We start from the raw sequence: 18,112 nt of genomic DNA, 5'->3' as shown, positions 1-18,112 counted from the left end.
ATGAAAGCTCTTGTAACGGGGATTTCCGGTTTCGTCGGAAGCCATATGGCGGAATTTTTGCTGAAGCAAAACGTGGAAGTCACCGGAACGATCCGTCATCGCAGCCGCATGGACCATATCAAACATTTGAAAGATATCCGGCTTGTGGAATGCGAGCTGAGGGACCCGTTTTCCGTCGAGCACCTGATCGAGGAAATCAAGCCGGATCTTATTTTTCACTTGGCGGCGCAAAGCTTCGTCCCGACTTCGTGGAACTCGCCGATCGATACGATTCATAACAACGTGGCAGGCCAAGTCAACATTATGGAGGCGCTCCGCCGCTTCGACATGTCGTGCAAAATGCAGATCGCCTGCTCCAGCGAGGAATACGGTCACGTCGAGCCCGAGGAGACGCCCATTCGCGAGACGAATCCGCTGCGGCCGTTAAGCCCGTACGCCGTCAGCAAAGTCGCGCAAGACTTTTTGGGCTACCAATATTACAAAAGCTACGGCCTGCCGATCGTCGTTACGCGTACGTTCAACCATACCGGGCCGCGGCGCGGGGAAAATTTCGTGACGTCCAACTTCGCGAAGCAAATCGCCATGATCGAGAAAGGGAAAAAGCCGCCCGTGCTGCACGTCGGGAACTTGTCGGCGAAAAGGGACTTCACCGACGTTCGCGACGTCGTCCGCGCTTACTGGCTGGCGCTCGAGAAAGGAACGCCGGGAGAGACGTACAACATCGCATCGGGAACCTGCTGCACGATTCGCGAAATGCTCGATCTGCTGCTCTCGTTCAGCGACGTCCGGATTACGATCGAGGAGGATCCGGCGCGCCTGAGACCGTCCGACGTGGAAATTTTGCTCGGCGACTACTCCAAATTCCATAGCGTGACCGGCTGGAAGCCGGAAATTCCGTTCGAGACGACGATGAGGGACCTGCTTCAATATTGGAGAGACCAGCTGTAATCGCCGACCCCCGAAAGTTTGGAAGCGGCGGGTTTGGCAGCCCGCTTCGCTTTTGGGGGACCATTTGAACAGGAAAGGGTGGAATTTATGCGTAGTACTGGCGAGCGCCGGCGAAGCAAACGAACGGCGTCGGCCGCGAAAGCGGCGAAACGGAGAAAACGCAAGCCGCCGCTGCGCGGCAGAAAGGTGCGGCTGAGAAAAAGGCGCGCCGCCGCCCGAAAGCTTTCCGGACGGCTCAGAAAGCGCAGATGGCGTCTGGCGAGAGGCAAGAAGCGATTTCGCAAAAGCCGCCTGAAGGCGCGCAGAAGACGCCGCAAAGCGACCGCGCCCATCGAGAAGACCGAGGAGGTCGACATCGAGCCGGTCGATACGAAGACGGAGGAGCCGGGTTACGCGAAGGGGATCAATATTATCGGCTTCATCCGGGCGGAGATGGGCATCGGCGAATCGAGCCGGCTTGCGGCCCGGGCCGTATCGAGGACGGACATTCCGTTCGACATCCTCAACTTTCCGGTCACCTCCATCCGGATGGACGACTTTACGTGGCGGCATAAAGAAGTGCAGGATCCGCAGTATAAAGTGAATATCATTCATACGAACGCGGATACGCTCCGGTCGGTGCACCATCATTTCGGCGCGTCGCTATTCGACCGGCGGTTCAATATCGGGTACTGGCACTGGGAGCTGCCCGACTTCCCGGAAGAATTTTGCGACGGCTTCCATTTCGTAAGCGAAGTTTGGGCGCCCTCCAACTTCGTGGCCGAAGCGATCGCCAAAAAATCGCCCGTTCCCGTCATCCGCATTCCGCACGGCGTCGAAGTGAATCCCCCGGACGACGTCGGCCGGGGCACGTTCGGTTTGCCGGAGGACCGGTTTCTGTTTTTCTCCATGTACGACACGCACAGCTATCAGAGGAGGAAAAACCCGCAGGGGGCGATTCTGGCGTTCAAGCAGGCGTTCGATCCTCAGGATACGTCCGTCGGACTTGTCGTCAAGCTGAACCATTCCCATGCGAACCCGTCGGACCTGGACGAAATCCGCAAGCTGGTCAAAGGCTACGAGAACATTTATGTCATCGACCGGGTCATGAGCCGCAAAGAAGTCGACGGGCTGCTGAACTGCACCGATTGCTTCGTTTCCCTCCATCGCTCCGAAGGCTTCGGGCTCGGGCTCGCCGAAGCGATGTACTTGGGCAAGCCGGTCATCGGGACGTATTGGTCCGGCAATACCGACTTCATGAACGCGACCAACTCGTGCATCGTCGACTACAGCATCGTATCGGTCGGCTCCGACTGGGGACCGTACAAAGGGTATCAAAGCTGGGCGGAGCCCGATCTGGGGCACGCGGCGCACCATATGCGGGAAATCCGGTACAATACGGACTTCCGCAACTCGATCGCCTTTAACGGCATGCAGCATATCCGCACGTATTTCTCGCCCGAAGTCGTCGGCGAAATGATGAAAGGAAGACTGTCGGAGCTCGGCTTGCTGTAGCGCGCGGAAGGGAACGTTCGCCGATCGCCCCGCAATGCCTGTGGAGGAGGAATGCCGTCATGGAAGATTTCAGAGCCATTTCCGTCACGTCCGAAATCGTCGATGGCCACAAACAGCTGAAGGTCCGCAATCCGACCCGCTACAAAATGATCGGAATCGGAGCGCAGGGCGCCGTCTTCCGGCTATCGTCCGACCGGTGCGTGAAAATATACGGAGATCCCCGCAACGCCTTCTGGGAGAGCAAAGCGCTTCAAGCGGCGAACGGGGGACCTTACTTCCCGAAGCTGTATCAAACCGGCCCCAACTATGTGGTGATGGAGTATTTGTCCGGTCCGACGCTGAAGGATTACTTGGCGGAGCACCCCGGCCTCCAGGAATCGTTTGCCGAGCAGCTGCTCGGCATCGTCAAGGAGATGAGGAGGCTGAAGTTTTCCCGCATCGATACGCGGACCGGACATATTATCGTGACCGAAGGCGGACGGCTGAAGGTGATCGACCACAGCGGCGCGTACCGGACGACGCGTAGGGCTCCGTTCATGCTGCTCAAAAGCTTGAAGCGGGACGGCTGCCTGCGTCCCTTCCTGCTCTACGTGGCCATGCACGATCCGAAGCTGTACGCCAAATGGCGCCGAACGCGAAAAAAGGGCGTCGACCTGGAAGGGGTTCCTTCCTTGCCGCGCCCGGAAAAGCTGTTGGAGGAGGCGACTTGACCGTCGCCTCTTTTGTCGTCCGCAGCGAGCCCAAAAAGCGCGGGACCGGATTCAGTAATCCGACTCCCGCGCTTTTTCCTTCAGCCATTCGAGCCGAAGCGCGAATTTGTTCCAGTCTTTCCTCTGAACGGCGCGAATCATTGAGCTGAACCGGATAATGTGCGCGTAAAACCGGGTGACCCGGCGCATAAAGGTGCGGTCCGCGGGTCCTTCGTAATAATCCAGCACCAGACGGGTGAACGGTTCCCCGTAAGAGAGGCACAGGTCGTGAAAATCGTATGCGGGATCTCCCATCCGGAGCGAACCGAAATCGATGATTCCGGTCAGCTTGCCCGTTTTCGGATCATGGAAAATATGATCGTTTTTGAAATCGCCGTGAAGAAGACAAGGCTTGAACCGGAAATGGTCGGACGGGTACAAATACTCGAAAAATACTTGCATGATCCACAGTCGCAAATATCGGTCGATTTTCGGAAAGACGTTCAGCTCCACGGCGCGGTAATAGGCCGACCAATTTTTTCGCCAATCGGCGCGGAGCCGGTTCGGATCGACGCGCGTCATCGAATCGCCTTTGAACGCATGCATGGCGGTCAAAAAGTCGGCGATCCGCTTCGCGGCCGTTTGCCGCGTCCGATCGTCCAGCTTGGCCAGCAGCTCCGATTCGAGCGGTACGCCGGGAATCATCGGATAGCCGACGTAGACGATTTTGTCCTTCCGGCCGGAAGCGTACTTGAAATGCGGGATCGGCAGCGGCACATGCTTCTCGAGCTTCGGAAGCACGCGCTGCTCCAGCCGGATCGACGCAGTGTCGGGCGTAAGCGGAAACCGGAACACGAGACGCTCTCCCACCACGATGGCCAAGTTTTGCAGGGTGGAAGAAAGGACGCGATACCGCTGGCCGGATAGCTCGGGATGCCGTTTGCACAAATGCGCGTATAACGATTCCGCATTGTTCGTACCCATCTTGTCGCCCCCGTTCGTTATGGCGCGAAGTCCCGCCGCTTACTTGTAGAAGCTGAGAATCAATTGGTCCAGCGCCCGTCTCGCAAAGCCGTATTTGTCGAGGGCGAGCAGCGACCGGAATTCGTCGGACGAGACGAACCGGGCGAAAACGGCGGATTTCGGCCTCCCTCTGCTCAGCGAATCGACGTAGCCCGCATAGGCGGGCTGATCGGGCTCCCGGCAGAGCAGCTCCCGGTACAGGCTGTGCACGAAAGGCTCATGCTTCATGGCGAAAATGCGCCGAAGCGCGTCCGAGATTTTGCCGCTTTTCGAAGACTTCCCCGCGAGGTCGGTATGCGTGAACAAACCGATCGCTTCGTCGGTTTGCAGAAATCCGATCGCGATCCGGTGCTTGGGCGTTCCTTTGCCGAGCTCCCGCAAGTAATGCGCCCGTTCGTCTTCGTTCGCTTCCCGGTCCAGGATGCTGCGGTACAGCTCGGTTACGAAAGCCCGGTCTTCCAATTGAACGATTTTGTGCAGTTTCGCGGCTACGTTCAATATAATCCCTCCGTTTTGGACAGCGGTCCGACTTGTTCGCTTCTACCCATCGTATGCCGCGGAGCGCGCGCGCGAAACCGTCAATAGCGGAACGACGGGAGCGCTTCCCGTTTCCGGGGCGAATATATGAGCTCTCTCATTTTCGGGCGCCAATGTTTGTACCAATTTTGTCCTTCGTAGGCCGCTGTTGATTGTTCCGGCTATGTTCTTCCTTTACGATTGCTATGAACAATCTACCCTATCACTGCGCATGACCATTTCGATAGGCGGTAGGTCCTATTGCCGGGCTACCAGGCACACGGAGTTTCGAAGAACGAAGAGGAGGACGCGTATGAAAACCCAGTCGCATAAAATGACGGTTTCGGTCGACGAGCATACGTCGCATTTGGAGCAGTTGAAATCTTTTTACGAGCAATTGGACGAGGAAGGCGTCACGATAGAGAAGCTGCCGCTTGAAAGAAGAGAGCAATACCAGCTGAAAGCTATCAATTTGACGCTGCGGCACGTATGGGACCATAACGAATATTATCGTTCCGCCCTGGAGCAGGCCGGGTTCAAGGAGCCGAAGATCGACAGCCTGGAGCAGCTGTCTTCCGTTCCGATGCTCCGCAAAGACGTCATCCGCGGAGACAAAATGAAGCTGCTGTGCGTCGATCCGAAGGAGATCGGCCAAGTGCACCTGACGAGCGGAACGTCCGGCAAACCGATCTATACGTCCTATACGCTCGCCGATCAATATGTGTACGATCTGCTTCCCAAATATTTGGAGCTGTTTACGGAGTCGGACACCGATATCGCGGCCATTGCGCTTCCGTACGAATTCGCGCTTCCCGGTCTCGGCTTTCAGCGGTTGTTCCAGTTTGCGTTCGGAACGGCCGTGCTTTCTCTCGGCAAAGGCGGCTACATGGCCCCCGTCGACAAGTCGCTGGATCTGATGAGGGAGTTCGGGGCGACCGTGCTCGTCACGACGCCTTCCTACGCGGCGCTGCTGGCCGAAGAAAGCGAGCGTTACGGAATCCGGATCGGCGAACACATTCGTTTGCGCCGGATCATTTTAACCGGCGAAGGATGCTCCTACACGTTCCGCGAGCGGCTGGAGAAGTGGTGGAACTGCGAGGTGTCGTTCTTCTACGGGTCGACCGAATGCGGCGTCGTGGCGGTCGAATGCAAGGAGCATAAAGGCTATCACATCGTGGAAGGCCACGTCAGGGCGGAAATCGTCGATCCGGCTACGGGCGCCCCGCTCGGCTACAACAAGACCGGCGAAATCGTCGTGACGACGCTGCTGCGCGAAGGAATGCCGATGGTGCGCTACCGCAGCGGGGATATCGGCTATTTGCAAAAATCGAAATGCGCTTGCGGCATTACGATGGATGTGCTGCACCTCAGAGGCCGTATGGAGACGATGCTCCGTCTGAACGGCGCCGATTATCCTCCGTTCCTGCTGGAAAACTTTTTGCTCGAAGTGCCGGAGGTCGGCATGTGGTATCACTTCATTCTCGACCAAGGCCGTCTGACGATCGAGGTCGAACCGTTCCGGACCGATCTGGACGACGATCGATTGGCGGCAAAAGTACGCTCCCATATGCTGGAGCGCGTCGGGATCGATTGCGACGTGGCGGTCAAGCGCGACTTGCCGCGGACGTTCGGCAAAGCGACCCGGGTTTTTATCAAATGAAGCACGGATCAATTTGAAGGGGAGCGTTTGTAATGTTCAACGACACGAGCGAGCGGGAGCGAAAATTTCACGAGCTGTCGGCCCGTTTAACGAAATCGCCCTTGTATAAACAAAAGCTGTCGGAATACGACTTGACCGGCGCCGCGTTGGACCGGATCGCGCAATTGCCGCTCACCACGAAAGCGGATTTGCGGAAGGCCGGCGCCTTCGGCCATCTCGCCGTTGAAATGAAACAAGTCGCCCAGTATCACGAATCGTTCGGAACGACCGGCGAACCTTCCGCCTCCTGGTTTACGACGGACGATTTGGAAACCGGCGGCAGGCAGATGGGGGCGTGCGGCGCCCGGCTGACGCCGGACGATCTCGTGCTGATCCGGTTTCCGTACGCGATGTCGGTTCCCGCGTTTCTGATGCAGCACGCCTGCCGCCAAGCCGGGGCGGGCGTCGTCCCCGCCAGCGGACGCAATACGGTTACGCCTTATCCGAGAGTGCTCGACCTGATGAAGCGACTCGGCGTCACGGTCATCGCCGGACTGCCGCGGGAGATGGAGCTGCTCGCCGAGACGGCGCGCCTTCTCGGCTCGGACGCGAGCGCCGATTTCCCCGCGCTGCGGGCGATTTGCGTAGCCGGGGAACTGCTCGGCGACGTTCGCAGGAAGCATATCGAACGGCTGTGGGGCGTTCCGGTATTCAATATGTACGGCTCGACCGAAACCGCCAATATCGCCGCCATGTGCGAGCATGGCGTCCTGCATATCGCGGAGCCGGACTTCGTGGTCGAAGTGCTGAAGGAGGACGGCTCCGGCCACGCTTCGCCCGGAGAGAGAGGCTTCGCCGCGATTACGACGCTCTCCCACCAGGCTTCGCCGCTGCTGCGCTATTTCAACGAAGACGTCATATCCGTCGAGCCGGTGTCGTGCGCGTGCGGACGAACCGGAAGCAAGCTGATCCATTACGGCCGGTTAAAGGACCGGACCCGCTTCGGGGAAATCGTGCTGGACGGCAAGGACGTTCAGGACGCCGTATATTCGCTTGCCCCCGTACCCGACGCTTGGAAAGCGATCCAGCAGGAGAGCGGCTTTCATATCATTCTCGATTCGCATCGCGGCGCCGAATGGTCGGAGGAGGGAATTCAGACCGAATTATCCGGATTGCTGAAGGTGCCGGTTACCGTGGAGATCGCCGAGGGCGCGCTTCTCGACCGGGATGAGCTTGCGCGAAACGCGCCTTCCAGGAAGCCGGTTTATATCCAGAAACGCGAAACCGAAGGACCCGAACCGGGCAGCGCCGTTCTGCTGCAGGATTTGCTCGGTCAAGGATACCGCTTGTTCAAGAACGGCAAGTACGATCGGGCGAAGGAGCTGTTCGAGGAGGCGGCGCGGCTCGATCCCCGCAGCGCGGAAGCCCACGCCTGGCTGGCCGCGTCTTACGGGCGCCAAATCCAAGCCGTTTGGAGCATGATGGACAAAATCCAGCTGCTTCCGATGCTGGAAAGCGAGATCGAGGCCGCGCTCGAAATCGATCCCGCGCTTCCGCTCGCCAGAAGAATGAACGGCGCCAGACTGCTCAACACGCCGGATATGCTGGGGGGGGATCCCGCCGCGGCGATCGACGAATTTCTGTACTGCATCGGCCAAGGGATGGACGAGGCCGAGGTGTGGATCGCTCTCGCCGAGTGCTATATGAAAACGGATGAGCCGACGAAGGCAATCGAGGCGCTGAACGAGGCGCTTTCCCGCGAGCCGCAAAACGAAGAAGCGAACAACTTGATGCAGCAGGCGGCGGCCAAAGGGGATACGTAAGAAAATAAAGGGGAGAATGCGCGTGGATGAACATTTGGAGAAGCTCGGCAACCAATTGGACGGAATCGACCAGCAGCTGCTCGTACTCCTGAACGAACGGGCGCGCATCGCCGCGGCAATCGGGCAAAGGAGGGAATCGCTCGGCCTGCCGACATACGATCCGGCCCGGGAGAAGCGGAAGCTCGCCGAGCTGACGAAGCAAAATCCGGGGCCTGTCGATAACGCCAGGCTGGAACGGCTGTTCGAGGAAATCGCCGAAGTGCCGCACGAGAAGCAGCGGACCGAAGGCAAGCGCCAGCTGCTTGTCAGCCGCAAGACGAAAAGCGAGGACACGGTCGTCCGCGTGAAGGATGCCGTCATCGGCGGAAGCGCGCACGTCCTTGTCGCGGGACCTTGCTCCGTGGAGTCCAGGGAACAGATGAGAGCCGTGGCGGCCGCGATGAAAAGCGTCGGCTTGAACGTCCTGCGCGGAGGCGCGTTCAAGCCGAGAACGTCGCCGTACGACTTCCAGGGGCTCGGCCGCGAAGGGTTGAAGCTATTGAAGGAAGTCGCCGACGAGTTCGAAATGGTTACGATCAGCGAAATCATGAGTCCGTCGCAGCTCGAGTACGCGGCCGAATATATCGATGTCATCCAGATCGGCGCCCGCAACATGCAAAACTTCGACCTGCTGAAGGCGGCGGGACAGATGAACATGCCCGTCCTGCTCAAGCGCGGCATCGCGGCCACATTGGATGAGTTCGTCTATGCGGCGGAATATGTCATGGCCGGCGGCAACGAACGCGTCATGCTGATCGAGCGCGGCATACGCACCTACGAGAAATGGACCCGCAATACGCTCGACATTTCCGCCGTCCCGCTGCTGAAGCAGGAAACGCACCTGCCCGTGCTCGTCGACGTCAGTCATTCGACGGGACGCAAAGACATTTTGCTGCCATGCGCGAAAGCCGCTCTCGCCGCCGGCGCGGACGGCATCATGGTCGAGGTGCATCCCGAGCCGCAAGCGGCGCTTTCGGACAGCGGCCAGCAAATCGATATCGGCCAGTTCCGCGCGTTCTGGAGCGGGCTCAGCGGATCGGGCTTGTTCAAGAGGTGCACCTGATGAAGGAAGTGTCGAAATCGGTAGCCTATTGGGCCGCCAAAAGTCCGGAGCGTCCCGCGGTCGTCGATGAATACGCGTCGGTATCGTACCGAAAGCTTCACGAGCGCGCCAACCGATGGGTTGGCGCTTTGCGGGAAGCCGGCGCCGCCCCGGGGAGCGGAATCATGCTGCTGCTCTCCAACCGCGTCGAATTCGTCGAAGTGCTGCTTGCGACCGTTCGGGCCGACGTCGTTCCGTTCGTGCTGAATTCCGAGTATACGGCGGAAGACGTTATCGGCCTGGCGGCTTTCTCGGGAGCGGGACTGCTCGTTACGACCCGTACGATAGCGCGGGAATTGGGGTTCGGGCGGAAGTCGCCGTTTCGGGTGGCATGCGTGGAAGATATCGACGTATCCGAGTATTCGAAGCGCGAACGACCGCCGACGGAGCTCGGAACCGATATCGTGTTTTTCTCGTCGGGCACGACCGGCAAACCGAAAGGGATAACCGTCCCGAAATCCGTGTTCGATTTAAAGCCGACGATACCCGAGTCCAATAAAAAGCCGAAGGCGTGTTTGCTTTGCAGGCCGCTGTTTTTTCGCGCTCATATGACGGCGATGTGCGGCATTCTCCAGGACGGCGACACGATCGTACTGGCCCGGAAAGCCGATCCCGTCGTCTGGACGAAGCTGATCGAGCGCCATCGCGTTCGTCTCGTCAGCATGGGGCCGGGCGATATGTCGAAATGGTTCGATTGCCTGGAGCGGGTAGGCGGCAAGGTCCCGCGATCCGTCAAGCGGATTTTGTCGACCGGAGCGCCGATCGGGCGTTCGTTGAAAGCGAGAATCAAGGAGCTCATTCCCGGGGTGCGGGTAACCGATTTGTACGGAACGAGCGAGCTTGGAGCGATCGCGACGATCGACAGCGACGAATGGGCCGGCAAGGACGGATCGTGCGGACGGCCTTCCTTTTTCAACACGGTCAAAATCGCGGGCGACGACGGCAAGCCGTTGAAGCCGTTCGTGATCGGGGAGGTGTGGGTCAAATCGCCTTCCCGCATGAAGGAATATTTCGGAGATCCGCGATTGACCGGCCGGACCGTCGCGGGCGACTATGTCAAAACCGGAGATTTGGGCTATATGGACGAGCAAGGCTATTTGTATTTGACCGGCAGAAAGCACGGCGTGATCAACCGGAGCGGATTCCATATCGTTCCGGAGGAGGTCGAGCGCGTGCTGCAGGAAGTTCCCGGCGTCGAGAGCGTCGTTGTCGTCGGGGTGGAGCACCCGGATCGGGGGCAGGAACCGGTCGCTTTCGTTCGATTGCGCGAACGGGGGCGCAAGGAAACGGATACGGATAAGAAGCGAAGCCTGATTTCGCATTGCGAAAGCCGGCTCGCCCGCTACAAAGTTCCTGCGGCGGTTTGGTTCGTGAAGGAGATTCCTCTGAATTCCGCGGGAAAGGCCGACCGGCGGCAATTGGCGCGCCGGCTCGCCCGGCGGGAAGCAGAATAGTTCAATTCCGGGGGTTCTTCGGGCAACGGAGGGGTGTTCATGACGGATGCAAAGGTTACGGACATGGATGAGCACCGTGGGAAAACGGTATTCGATTTTTTGCACGATTTGTTGTTCGACATGCTGCTAAAGAGCGAAGGACGTACGACGGATATGCTCGAAACGCTGATGAACGAGAAAATGTCGGTCCGCGTCATCGCGCAGGAGCGGCTGGAGGGGGAGCGGGCCGGTCGTTCCGGCGCCATTTCCGGGGCGCCTTATTATAGAAGGGAATCGATCTTGCTCGGCGAGCGGAGCGGCTTCGTCGTCTCGCACAATATCGCGCTCGTCTGCTCGAAATACGTGCCGGCGCCGATGTTCGAGGCTTTGACGGCGGGTCGGGAAGGGATCGGCAAATCGATCGGCGCGCTCGGCCTGCCGACGTCGCGCCGGATGGACGATTGCGGCTGGAGGAAGCCGGACGAGGCCGTCGATTTGTTTCAGGAGCCGATCAAGCTTTATTTCGCGCAGAAAGACGACAGGACGCCGTTTAAACAATATCGCATTCATTTCGAAGCGGAGCCGGGCATTTACATGCTGGAATATTTCAATCCGAACATGATCCGTCATCGGTTGAACGAAGTTGTCGGCAAGCCGGGCTGACCGAAAACGACGAGTGCCTGCGCCGCGAACCGCGGCGCAGGCTATTTGCCGTTCGCGGGATCCGCCCGCGTCGTCGGCTGCCGGCACGGCAAAGCCCCAAGCCACCCAAGGCTTGGGGCTTCGTCGCGCGAGCCCGCGTCGATCGGGCTTTATCTTGCGATGTCGCGTCGGTTACTTCTTCTTTTTCTTTTTGGAAGACTTGGACGATTTCGATTCGTCTTCCGGCGAGCTGACGCCTTTGACCATGTCGACTCCCGCATTCAATATTTCTTGGCCGGCCGCGAAGAGGCCGCCCTTCAAGGCGGTGACGACTTTGCCGATCAGAACGTCGGACGGCTGGTTCAGATCGCTGACCGCTTCTATGATTTGCTTGCCGGCCACGTTGGCTCCGCCTCTGGCGGCGTTCGCGAATTTTTCGGAGAACCCGTCGGTCTCTTTCAAGACCGTATTGAACATCACTTTCAGGAAATTATTGCTGCTTCCCATTTTGTCACCTCCTTTCGGGTGGACTCCGAACGTTAGTGCTTTCTCTTCTTGCGCTTTTTGCGGGCTTTCTTTTCTTCGCCTTCCACCCATTTCAGGATCGAGCTGCCGGTGGCGCGGGCGACGAATCCGATCAAAGTCGACAGTCCGCCGCCGCCGCCGACCGGTTTGTCTTCTTTCGCCGGCTTGCCTTTTACGGATTCCAGCTTTTTCTTTGCAATGTTGCGGTATTTCGGATCCTTCTCCAGCCTTCTCCAGCAATTGGCCGCATCCCGGTTCCGGCCGACCCGGTAATACGCCTCGCCGAGCTCGTAGATCAGCTGCGTGTACTCCTCTTTCTTGAGAACGCCTTTTTGGCGCATATGCTGATCGATAAGGAACACATAGTCTTCAATCGCCGTCGACGTTCTGCGGAAATGCTTCTCCGGCAGCTTGTACGCGGCTTTCCCGCGAAGCAGGCGGACCATCGTATCCTCCGGGGCGGCCGCCACCGCTCCGTCGAGAAGCTTCAACCCGCGCTTCGACCATCTCAGCTTTTCGAGCGGCTTCTCTTTGTCCCGCGCGATCAAAATCATAATGCCGCCGTGGTACGCATCGGCAAGCGGATTGTTCGGATAGTCGGCGCGCAGCTGCGTGAGCAGCCGGTCCGCTTCCAGAACGGCTTTCGCGCTGCCCGCTACGCCTTCCTTGTACAGCCGAACGATCTGATCGAGCCTGCCGCTGAACGAGGCCGCTCTGGCGGGCGCCTGTGCCGACACGGCGACCGCCTTGGGCGTATCCGGCCTGTTATGCACATGCTTTTGCGTCACAGTTGCCACTGCTGTCTACCTCCCTCGGTGTGATCATTTTTTGCTTGTTCCTCCCGGAATCGCATGCAGGCGCCGTTCGCCCTTGGAGGCGGCTTCGGCCAGGCGAAGCTCGGAATGATTGGCGTCCGGCAGCCGGTCCGGTTCCGCTTTGGGCAGCTCCATCGGCAGGCGGCCGGTCCTGTACATATTGATGATCGCCACGACGATGGCGCCCAAAGTGATGATCAGGATGAAGAAGGCCGCGACATAGCCCATTCGGAGCAGCACGATATCGAGTTTCGTCCTTTTTTCCACATTCGTTCTCCTCTCCGTCATTTTGCGTTACTTTTTCTTGCCGTCCAGCTTGGCGAGACGCTGCAGCGTCGCTTTCGCTTGATCCGGCTTCCCGGCGTTTTGGTAAGCGGTGCTCAAATTTTTCAGAATGTCGCCGACTTGTTTTTTGGTCAAGTACTCGGGGTTCGCTTTATAGCGCTCGAGCAAATAGTTGAAATCTTCGATCGCGATTTTCGAGCTTTGAAAATACAGCTCCGGCAGCCGCACGCAAACGTTCGCGCGCAGCATCCGAATTTCTTTCCGGTTCGGGTCCATGGAGACGGCCCGATCCAGCGCATCCAATCCGTGCTGCGCTTTTTCCGCCCTCTCCAGAGGTTGAGCGGCGTCCCGGCCCATCAGAGCCAGAGAGCTGCCGTAATAGGCTTCGATTAGCGCGTTTTTAGGTTCGGCCGAACGAAGCTTGGCGAGCTTCTCGAATGCTTCCTTTACCGCTTTTTTATCTCCGTCTACTCCTTTATGATGGAGTCTCTTGGCCTCTTCGAACAGTTTCTGGCTGGCGCTCTCTTTGGCCACTTCTATCAACCTCCTGACACGAATGCATGTAACAATTTATGCTGTCCCTCTATGACGGGTGTTGGGTGCATGTATCAAAGAGTAGACAAGTGTAGGTTTCCGGCGCAAAAAGGGTGAAATGCCGATGTCCGTTCGTCACGGAATTTCCGCACTTGTACATGCCGCCGGGGCGCGCTTCGACATAAGCATATGGAGAACGGCCTGCGGAAGCGGGAGCCCGTTCAATCCAAAGGGAGGGATGGATGTGAGCGATCGCGATATCGAGCCGCACAATAGCCGCCTGCACGCGGATTCCGCCAACTCGCCGGCTGACGAAGACGATTGGGAATGGAGGCAATTTATACAGGAGCAGCTGAACCAGATCAAGGGGGGCGGCGCGGACGACGGACGGACGGGGACGGAGGAAGCGCCGCAGCCGCCGCCGAAGCGCGGAAGCGGGGCGGAGCCGGTTCAAGCCCCGGAACCGGCGGAGGCGAACCGGGACGTCGCAGCCGGCGCCGGGGAGGGGGCGGCCGCGGCGAACCCGGGGCCGTCCGCGCCGGAAGTTTCGTTCGGCGACCCGGACGAAGACGACCGGAGCAGCCGGAAGCGAAAGTCAAAGGAGGCCGGTCGGTACGCGGCGCCGCCGGCATCGGCGTCGGAGCTTGGGGTCGCGCAGGCATCCCCCCCGGCGCCGGAGCGGGAAGCGGCGATCGCGCCGCCGCCCGCCGGCGACGAGCCGTGGGCGCCGCCGCCGCCGCAGCTTCAAGGTCCGAACGCTTCGCCCCCGGCTCCCGACGCGAAGCGAATCGTCGGGAAAGCTAAGCGAGCGCGAAGGACGGGGAAGAAGAAGCCGGCCGCCAGACGAACCAAAGCGGTTCGCGCACGGCCCAAAACGAGCGCGAAGCGGGCATCCGAAAGTGCGGCCAAACGAAGAAGGCCGGCCCGGCTGCGCCGGCGTTCGGGCAAAGCGGGAAACGAATCGCGCGGCAAGCGGCTTCCGGTTGCCGCCAGACGAAAAAGGGCGGAACGGATCCGGAAGCGCCGGCGCCGAATATCCGGGACGCGCGCCGTCCGGCGCGGCAAGCTTGCGTCGGGATCGGCCCGGTCGCGGCGTCGGGTTCGCCTGTCCCGGGCGATCCCGCGCTCGCTTCGTCAGAAATAACGATGCGCTCTCTCCGAGAGCGCATTTTTTTTGCGAAATAAAAGAAGGACGCTCTGGAAGAGCGCCGCGTTATTCGCCGTTTTTGCCGGGATCCACGACGAGAATTTGGTACACTTGCTGCGCGGGCAGCGGCACGAAACGGGAGATTCGAAATTCGGGATTGTATACGTAGATTCCGCCGTCGAGCGAGCAGTTCGAAAATTCGTGTGGGATTCGCAGCACGTGCCTCATTCGGCTTTGCCCGATATAGATCGTATCGTCCGTCATGGCAAGACCGCGCGTAAAACCGGCCAACTGGATCCGCTTCCCGACTACGGCGCTGAACGACATCGAATCGCAATAAGCCAGCTCGCCTTGATGCACCATAACCGTGTGAGGCATATACAGTCCCTTGACGACGACATGATTTGCCGGATTCACGTCGAGGCGGCTTGCGGGATGATAGCCGGTCAAGTCGATCGCGACGATGGCGCCCGTTCGCTGTACCGGGTTGATATACCATTTGTCGTAGGGAGAAAACATCGAAACGTACAAGCGGCTCCCTTCCAGCCAAATATCGTTGATGTGATGAATGTCTTTGTTCTCCGCATTAAGCCGGATTTCTCCGATTCGCGCGAACGTATCGACCTCGTAGCAGCCGATCGCATTGACCGCCGTTTCCGCAACGAGCACGACGTTGTCGCTGAATGTCGCGACTCCGTGAAAGTCGAGCTTCCGATGCTCCGATTTCGCAACGATTCGGAACCGTTCGTCCAAAGCGATGATCTGGTTATCGCTCGTCGCGACGATCAAACGGCCGTTCGCCCGCGTCATTCCGACGCAGCCGCCGGTATACCGTTTTTCCAACGAATTCGATTTGAAATCGAGTTCAAACAAGCCTCCCTCATCCGGGCCGCTGGCCGGACAGCTTATGAGAAGCCTCGCATCGAGATTCCCGAAATCTGGATCGTTCTCCAACCCGAATAGCAGCACAGCCACACACCTCTTTTCCAAAGTCCACCGCTTCGCACTAGCCATCATATGTGCGTTCTATCAATGCCGGTTGGATGAAATGATTACTTGTACGGAAAATGGACGGCTTGCCCTATAGCATTTGTCCGAGTCAAGTCCGTTCAAGTTCGCATTTTCTATAGTGCAAGCAAGAAGGAGGGATCGAGTGATGGCCGAAGAGAAAGCGGTTGATAGGAAAGCCGTCGAACAGAAGGCGGAGGAAGAAAGCAAAGCCGAAAAGAAACAAAAGCCGGGAAAGGAAGAGAAAAAAGCCAAAAGAGCGGAAAAGAAAGCTTCCGGCGAACCGAAATCGGGCAAGAAAAACGACGAAAAATCGGGCAAAAAGGCGGACAAGAAGGTCGGCAAAGTAGCGGGAAGCTAGCGGAATCGGCTCGGGAATGTCGGGGCGGAGAAGGTCTCCGCCTCGTTTTTCAGGTTCATGCCGATTACGCGCTGCAAGAGTCGCGCATACGCCTATGAAGGAGCGATATTTCCCCGCGGAAAGGGTGATCGACGCCGATGGAAATGATAAAGCCGCACGGCGGCAAATTGGTGAACCGGATCGCGACGGAGCGCCGAAGGAATGCGCTGCTGCAGCTGGCGGAGCGGTTGAAGCCGATCCAGGTGAGCGCGCGGACGATTTCCGATATAGATTTGATAGGCGTCGGAGCCTTTTCCCCGCTAACCGGTTTTTTGGAAGAACACGACTACAGCTCCGTTGTCGATTCGATGAGGCTTACGGACGGTACGGTATGGAGCTTGCCGATCACGCTGCCGGTTCCCGACAAGACGGCGCGGCAATTAACGGTCGGAGAGCAGGTCGCGCTGGTCGGAGACGAGGACGGTGTCGTTTACGCCGTTCTCGACGTCAAGAGCATATACGAGGCGGACCTTCGTTACGAGGCGTTGAAAGTGTTCAAAACCGGCGACGCCGCCCATCCGGGCGTAAGCCGATTGCTTTCCGGCCCTTCCGTCTATGTCGGCGGACCGATCCAAGTGCTGAATCGTCCCGCGCCGAAACAGTTTCACAAGCATTACCTGGACCCGGCCGACACCCGCCAATATTTCGCGAGCCGAGGCTGGAAAACGATCGTCGGCTTCCAAACGAGAAACCCGGTTCATCGCGCGCACGAATACATTCAAAAATGCGCGCTGGAAACCGTCGACGCGCTTTTTTTGAACCCGCTCGTGGGCGAAACGAAAGCCGACGACGTTCCGGCGGACGTCCGCATGCGGAGCTATTTGGCGCTGCTCGACAACTATTATCCGAAAGACCGGGTGCTGCTCGGCGTATTCCCCGCCGCGATGCGCTACGCCGGTCCCCGGGAAGCCGTGTTTCACGCTTTGGTGCGGAAAAATTACGGCTGCACCCATTTCATCGTCGGCAGAGATCATGCGGGCGTAGGCGATTACTACGGCACTTATGAGGCGCAGGAGCTTCTCAAAACATTTTCCGGCGACGAATTGGGGATCACCCCGTTATTTTTCGAACACAGCTTTTTTTGCAACAAATGCGGCAATATGGCCACGAGCAAAACGTGCCCGCACGAGAAATCGCATCATCTGCATTTGTCGGGCACGAAAGTTCGCGCCATGCTCAAGGAAGGCCTTTGTCCTCCCGCGGAATTCACGAGACGGGAAGTCGCGGAAATTTTGATGGAAGGCATGAGAAATTCGGGGGAGGGCTGACCGTTGCGGGAAAACAATATTACGTGGCATCCGTCCCATATATCGAGAGAAGACCGCTGCCGGCTGAATCGGCACAACAGCTGCGTATTGTGGTTGACCGGACTGTCCGGGTCCGGGAAATCGACGCTCGCTTATGCGATCGACAAGGAGCTTTTCGGCCTGGGCTGCCGTTCGTACGTACTGGACGGGGATAACGTCCGGCACGGCTTGAATCGAAATCTAGGCTTCAGTCCGGAGGACCGGAAAGAAAATATCCGCCGAATCGCGGAGACGGCCAAGCTGTTCGTCGATGCGGGCCTCGTAGCCGTAACGGCGTTCATTTCGCCTTACCGCGCGGATCGCGACATGGCGAGGTCCATCTTTCGCGAAGAAGACTTCATCGAGATATATGTCAAATGCGCGCTTAGCGAATGCGAGAGGCGCGATCCGAAAGGGCTGTACAAAAAAGCGAAAGCAGGGGAAATTTTGGAGTTTACCGGCATTTCCGCTCCTTACGAGCCTCCGGTCCGGCCGGAACTCGTCATCGAATCGGACAGGCAAACGGTAAACGAATCCGTCGGGCAAATTTTGCACTATTTGTTGCACCGCCGCCATTTGTTCCAACCGGTTTCCGAATGATTGCCGCGCCGCCGGCCGATCTTCATCGTTCGCCGCCTTCGGCCGACCGCCGAACGATCTTCTAGACAAACGCCAATTTATGCGCCGCAGGGTTACCGGTCCAAGTTGACCGTCCCCCCGGCACATAAGATGCATATATGTCGGAAAAGCGGCGGGAACAAGTC

19 protein-coding genes are annotated in these 18,112 nt (G+C 58.6%); 12 read left to right on the top strand and 7 right to left on the bottom strand.

The window, feature by feature from the left end; genetic code table 11:
* From PV407_RS29200 to PV407_RS29190, 3 genes are all read left to right on the top strand, one after another.
* The gene (locus PV407_RS29200; protein ID WP_332093543.1) at positions 1–948 is read left to right on the top strand and encodes a GDP-mannose 4,6-dehydratase; all 948 of its coding nucleotides are present in this window, start codon (positions 1–3) and stop codon (positions 946–948) included.
* 87 nt (positions 949–1,035) lie between these two features.
* On the top strand, positions 1,036–2,442 hold the full coding sequence (locus PV407_RS29195) for a glycosyltransferase family 4 protein (protein WP_332093541.1): 1,407 nt from the start codon (positions 1,036–1,038) through the stop codon (positions 2,440–2,442).
* A 59-nt stretch (positions 2,443–2,501) separates the two neighbouring features.
* Positions 2,502–3,152 (top strand): serine/threonine protein kinase, encoded by a 651-nt coding sequence (locus PV407_RS29190; protein ID WP_332093540.1) that lies wholly within the window; start codon positions 2,502–2,504, stop codon positions 3,150–3,152.
* A 51-nt stretch (positions 3,153–3,203) separates the two neighbouring features.
* Here the strand turns inward: PV407_RS29190 and PV407_RS29185 are convergent, their stop codons facing one another.
* On the bottom strand, positions 3,204–4,115 hold the full coding sequence (locus PV407_RS29185) for a phosphotransferase family protein (RefSeq protein ID WP_332093539.1): 912 nt from the start codon (positions 4,113–4,115) through the stop codon (positions 3,204–3,206).
* Positions 4,116–4,154: 39 nt separating this feature from the next.
* Complete coding sequence (locus PV407_RS29180) at positions 4,155–4,652, bottom strand: DUF4214 domain-containing protein (RefSeq protein ID WP_332093538.1); 498 nt, start codon at positions 4,650–4,652, stop codon at positions 4,155–4,157.
* A 331-nt stretch (positions 4,653–4,983) separates the two neighbouring features.
* On the opposite strand from PV407_RS29180, the gene PV407_RS29175 reads away from it, so the two are divergent.
* Genes PV407_RS29175 through PV407_RS29155 form a run of 5 tightly spaced genes read left to right on the top strand, consistent with a single transcriptional unit; the run spans position 4,984 to position 11,369 of the window.
* On the top strand, positions 4,984–6,330 hold the full coding sequence (locus PV407_RS29175) for a phenylacetate--CoA ligase family protein (protein ID WP_332093537.1): 1,347 nt from the start codon (positions 4,984–4,986) through the stop codon (positions 6,328–6,330).
* A 32-nt stretch (positions 6,331–6,362) separates the two neighbouring features.
* Entirely contained in the window at positions 6,363–8,132 is a 1,770-nt protein-coding gene (locus PV407_RS29170; RefSeq protein WP_332093536.1) for a tetratricopeptide repeat protein, read from the top strand.
* Between the two features lie 16 nt (positions 8,133–8,148).
* Positions 8,149–9,234, top strand: a complete 1,086-nt coding sequence (locus PV407_RS29165) for a bifunctional 3-deoxy-7-phosphoheptulonate synthase/chorismate mutase (protein WP_332093535.1) — start codon at positions 8,149–8,151, stop codon at positions 9,232–9,234.
* Positions 9,234–10,727 carry a class I adenylate-forming enzyme family protein gene (locus tag PV407_RS29160; RefSeq protein ID WP_332093534.1) on the top strand — a complete coding sequence of 498 codons (1,494 nt, stop codon included), beginning with the start codon at positions 9,234–9,236 and terminating at the stop codon, positions 10,725–10,727. The genes PV407_RS29165 and PV407_RS29160 overlap by 1 nt, the downstream gene beginning before the upstream one ends.
* Positions 10,728–10,766: 39 nt before the next feature.
* A complete protein-coding gene (locus tag PV407_RS29155; RefSeq protein WP_332093533.1) occupies positions 10,767–11,369 on the top strand; it encodes a 4-hydroxybenzoate synthetase in 603 nt (200 codons plus the stop codon).
* Positions 11,370–11,540: 171 nt separating this feature from the next.
* Here PV407_RS29155 and PV407_RS29150 read toward each other — a convergent pair whose 3' ends face one another.
* From PV407_RS29150 to PV407_RS29135, 4 genes are read right to left on the bottom strand one after another with little or no spacing between them, the layout of a single operon-like run.
* On the bottom strand, positions 11,541–11,855 hold the full coding sequence (locus PV407_RS29150; RefSeq protein ID WP_332093532.1) for a hypothetical protein: 315 nt from the start codon (positions 11,853–11,855) through the stop codon (positions 11,541–11,543).
* A gap of 32 nt (positions 11,856–11,887) precedes the next feature.
* A complete protein-coding gene (locus PV407_RS29145; RefSeq protein ID WP_332093531.1) occupies positions 11,888–12,670 on the bottom strand; it encodes a tetratricopeptide repeat protein in 783 nt (260 codons plus the stop codon).
* A 24-nt stretch (positions 12,671–12,694) separates the two neighbouring features.
* Complete coding sequence (locus PV407_RS29140) at positions 12,695–12,955, bottom strand: hypothetical protein (RefSeq protein WP_332093530.1); 261 nt, start codon at positions 12,953–12,955, stop codon at positions 12,695–12,697.
* A 27-nt stretch (positions 12,956–12,982) separates the two neighbouring features.
* A complete protein-coding gene (locus PV407_RS29135; RefSeq protein ID WP_332093529.1) occupies positions 12,983–13,507 on the bottom strand; it encodes a tetratricopeptide repeat protein in 525 nt (174 codons plus the stop codon).
* Positions 13,508–13,751: 244 nt separating this feature from the next.
* On the opposite strand from PV407_RS29135, the gene PV407_RS29130 reads away from it, so the two are divergent.
* Positions 13,752–14,651 carry a hypothetical protein gene (locus tag PV407_RS29130; protein WP_332093528.1) on the top strand — a complete coding sequence of 300 codons (900 nt, stop codon included), beginning with the start codon at positions 13,752–13,754 and terminating at the stop codon, positions 14,649–14,651.
* Between the two features lie 69 nt (positions 14,652–14,720).
* On the opposite strand, the gene PV407_RS29125 is transcribed toward PV407_RS29130, so the two are convergent.
* Positions 14,721–15,527: a hypothetical protein gene (locus tag PV407_RS29125; RefSeq protein ID WP_332093527.1), complete on the bottom strand. Its 807-nt coding sequence runs from the start codon at positions 15,525–15,527 to the stop codon at positions 14,721–14,723.
* A 283-nt stretch (positions 15,528–15,810) separates the two neighbouring features.
* Here PV407_RS29125 and PV407_RS29120 point away from each other — a divergent pair, with 283 nt between their 5' ends.
* The 3 genes from PV407_RS29120 to cysC all read left to right on the top strand — a co-directional run bounded on the left by PV407_RS29120 (position 15,811) and on the right by cysC (position 17,948).
* Complete coding sequence (locus PV407_RS29120) at positions 15,811–16,023, top strand: hypothetical protein (protein WP_332093526.1); 213 nt, start codon at positions 15,811–15,813, stop codon at positions 16,021–16,023.
* A 137-nt stretch (positions 16,024–16,160) separates the two neighbouring features.
* The gene (gene sat, locus PV407_RS29115; protein ID WP_332093525.1) at positions 16,161–17,330 is read left to right on the top strand and encodes a sulfate adenylyltransferase; all 1,170 of its coding nucleotides are present in this window, start codon (positions 16,161–16,163) and stop codon (positions 17,328–17,330) included.
* 3 nt (positions 17,331–17,333) lie between these two features.
* On the top strand, positions 17,334–17,948 hold the full coding sequence (cysC, locus tag PV407_RS29110; protein ID WP_332093524.1) for an adenylyl-sulfate kinase: 615 nt from the start codon (positions 17,334–17,336) through the stop codon (positions 17,946–17,948).
* Positions 17,949–18,112: the final 164 nt, after the last annotated feature.

This window comes from Paenibacillus sp. GYB003 (assembly GCF_036577625.1).
Classification (GTDB): Bacteria; Bacillota; Bacilli; order Paenibacillales; family NBRC-103111; genus Paenibacillus_AB.
The sequence above is the reverse complement of the archived record's forward strand: the minus strand, read 5'-3'. Positions and strand labels throughout refer to the sequence as shown.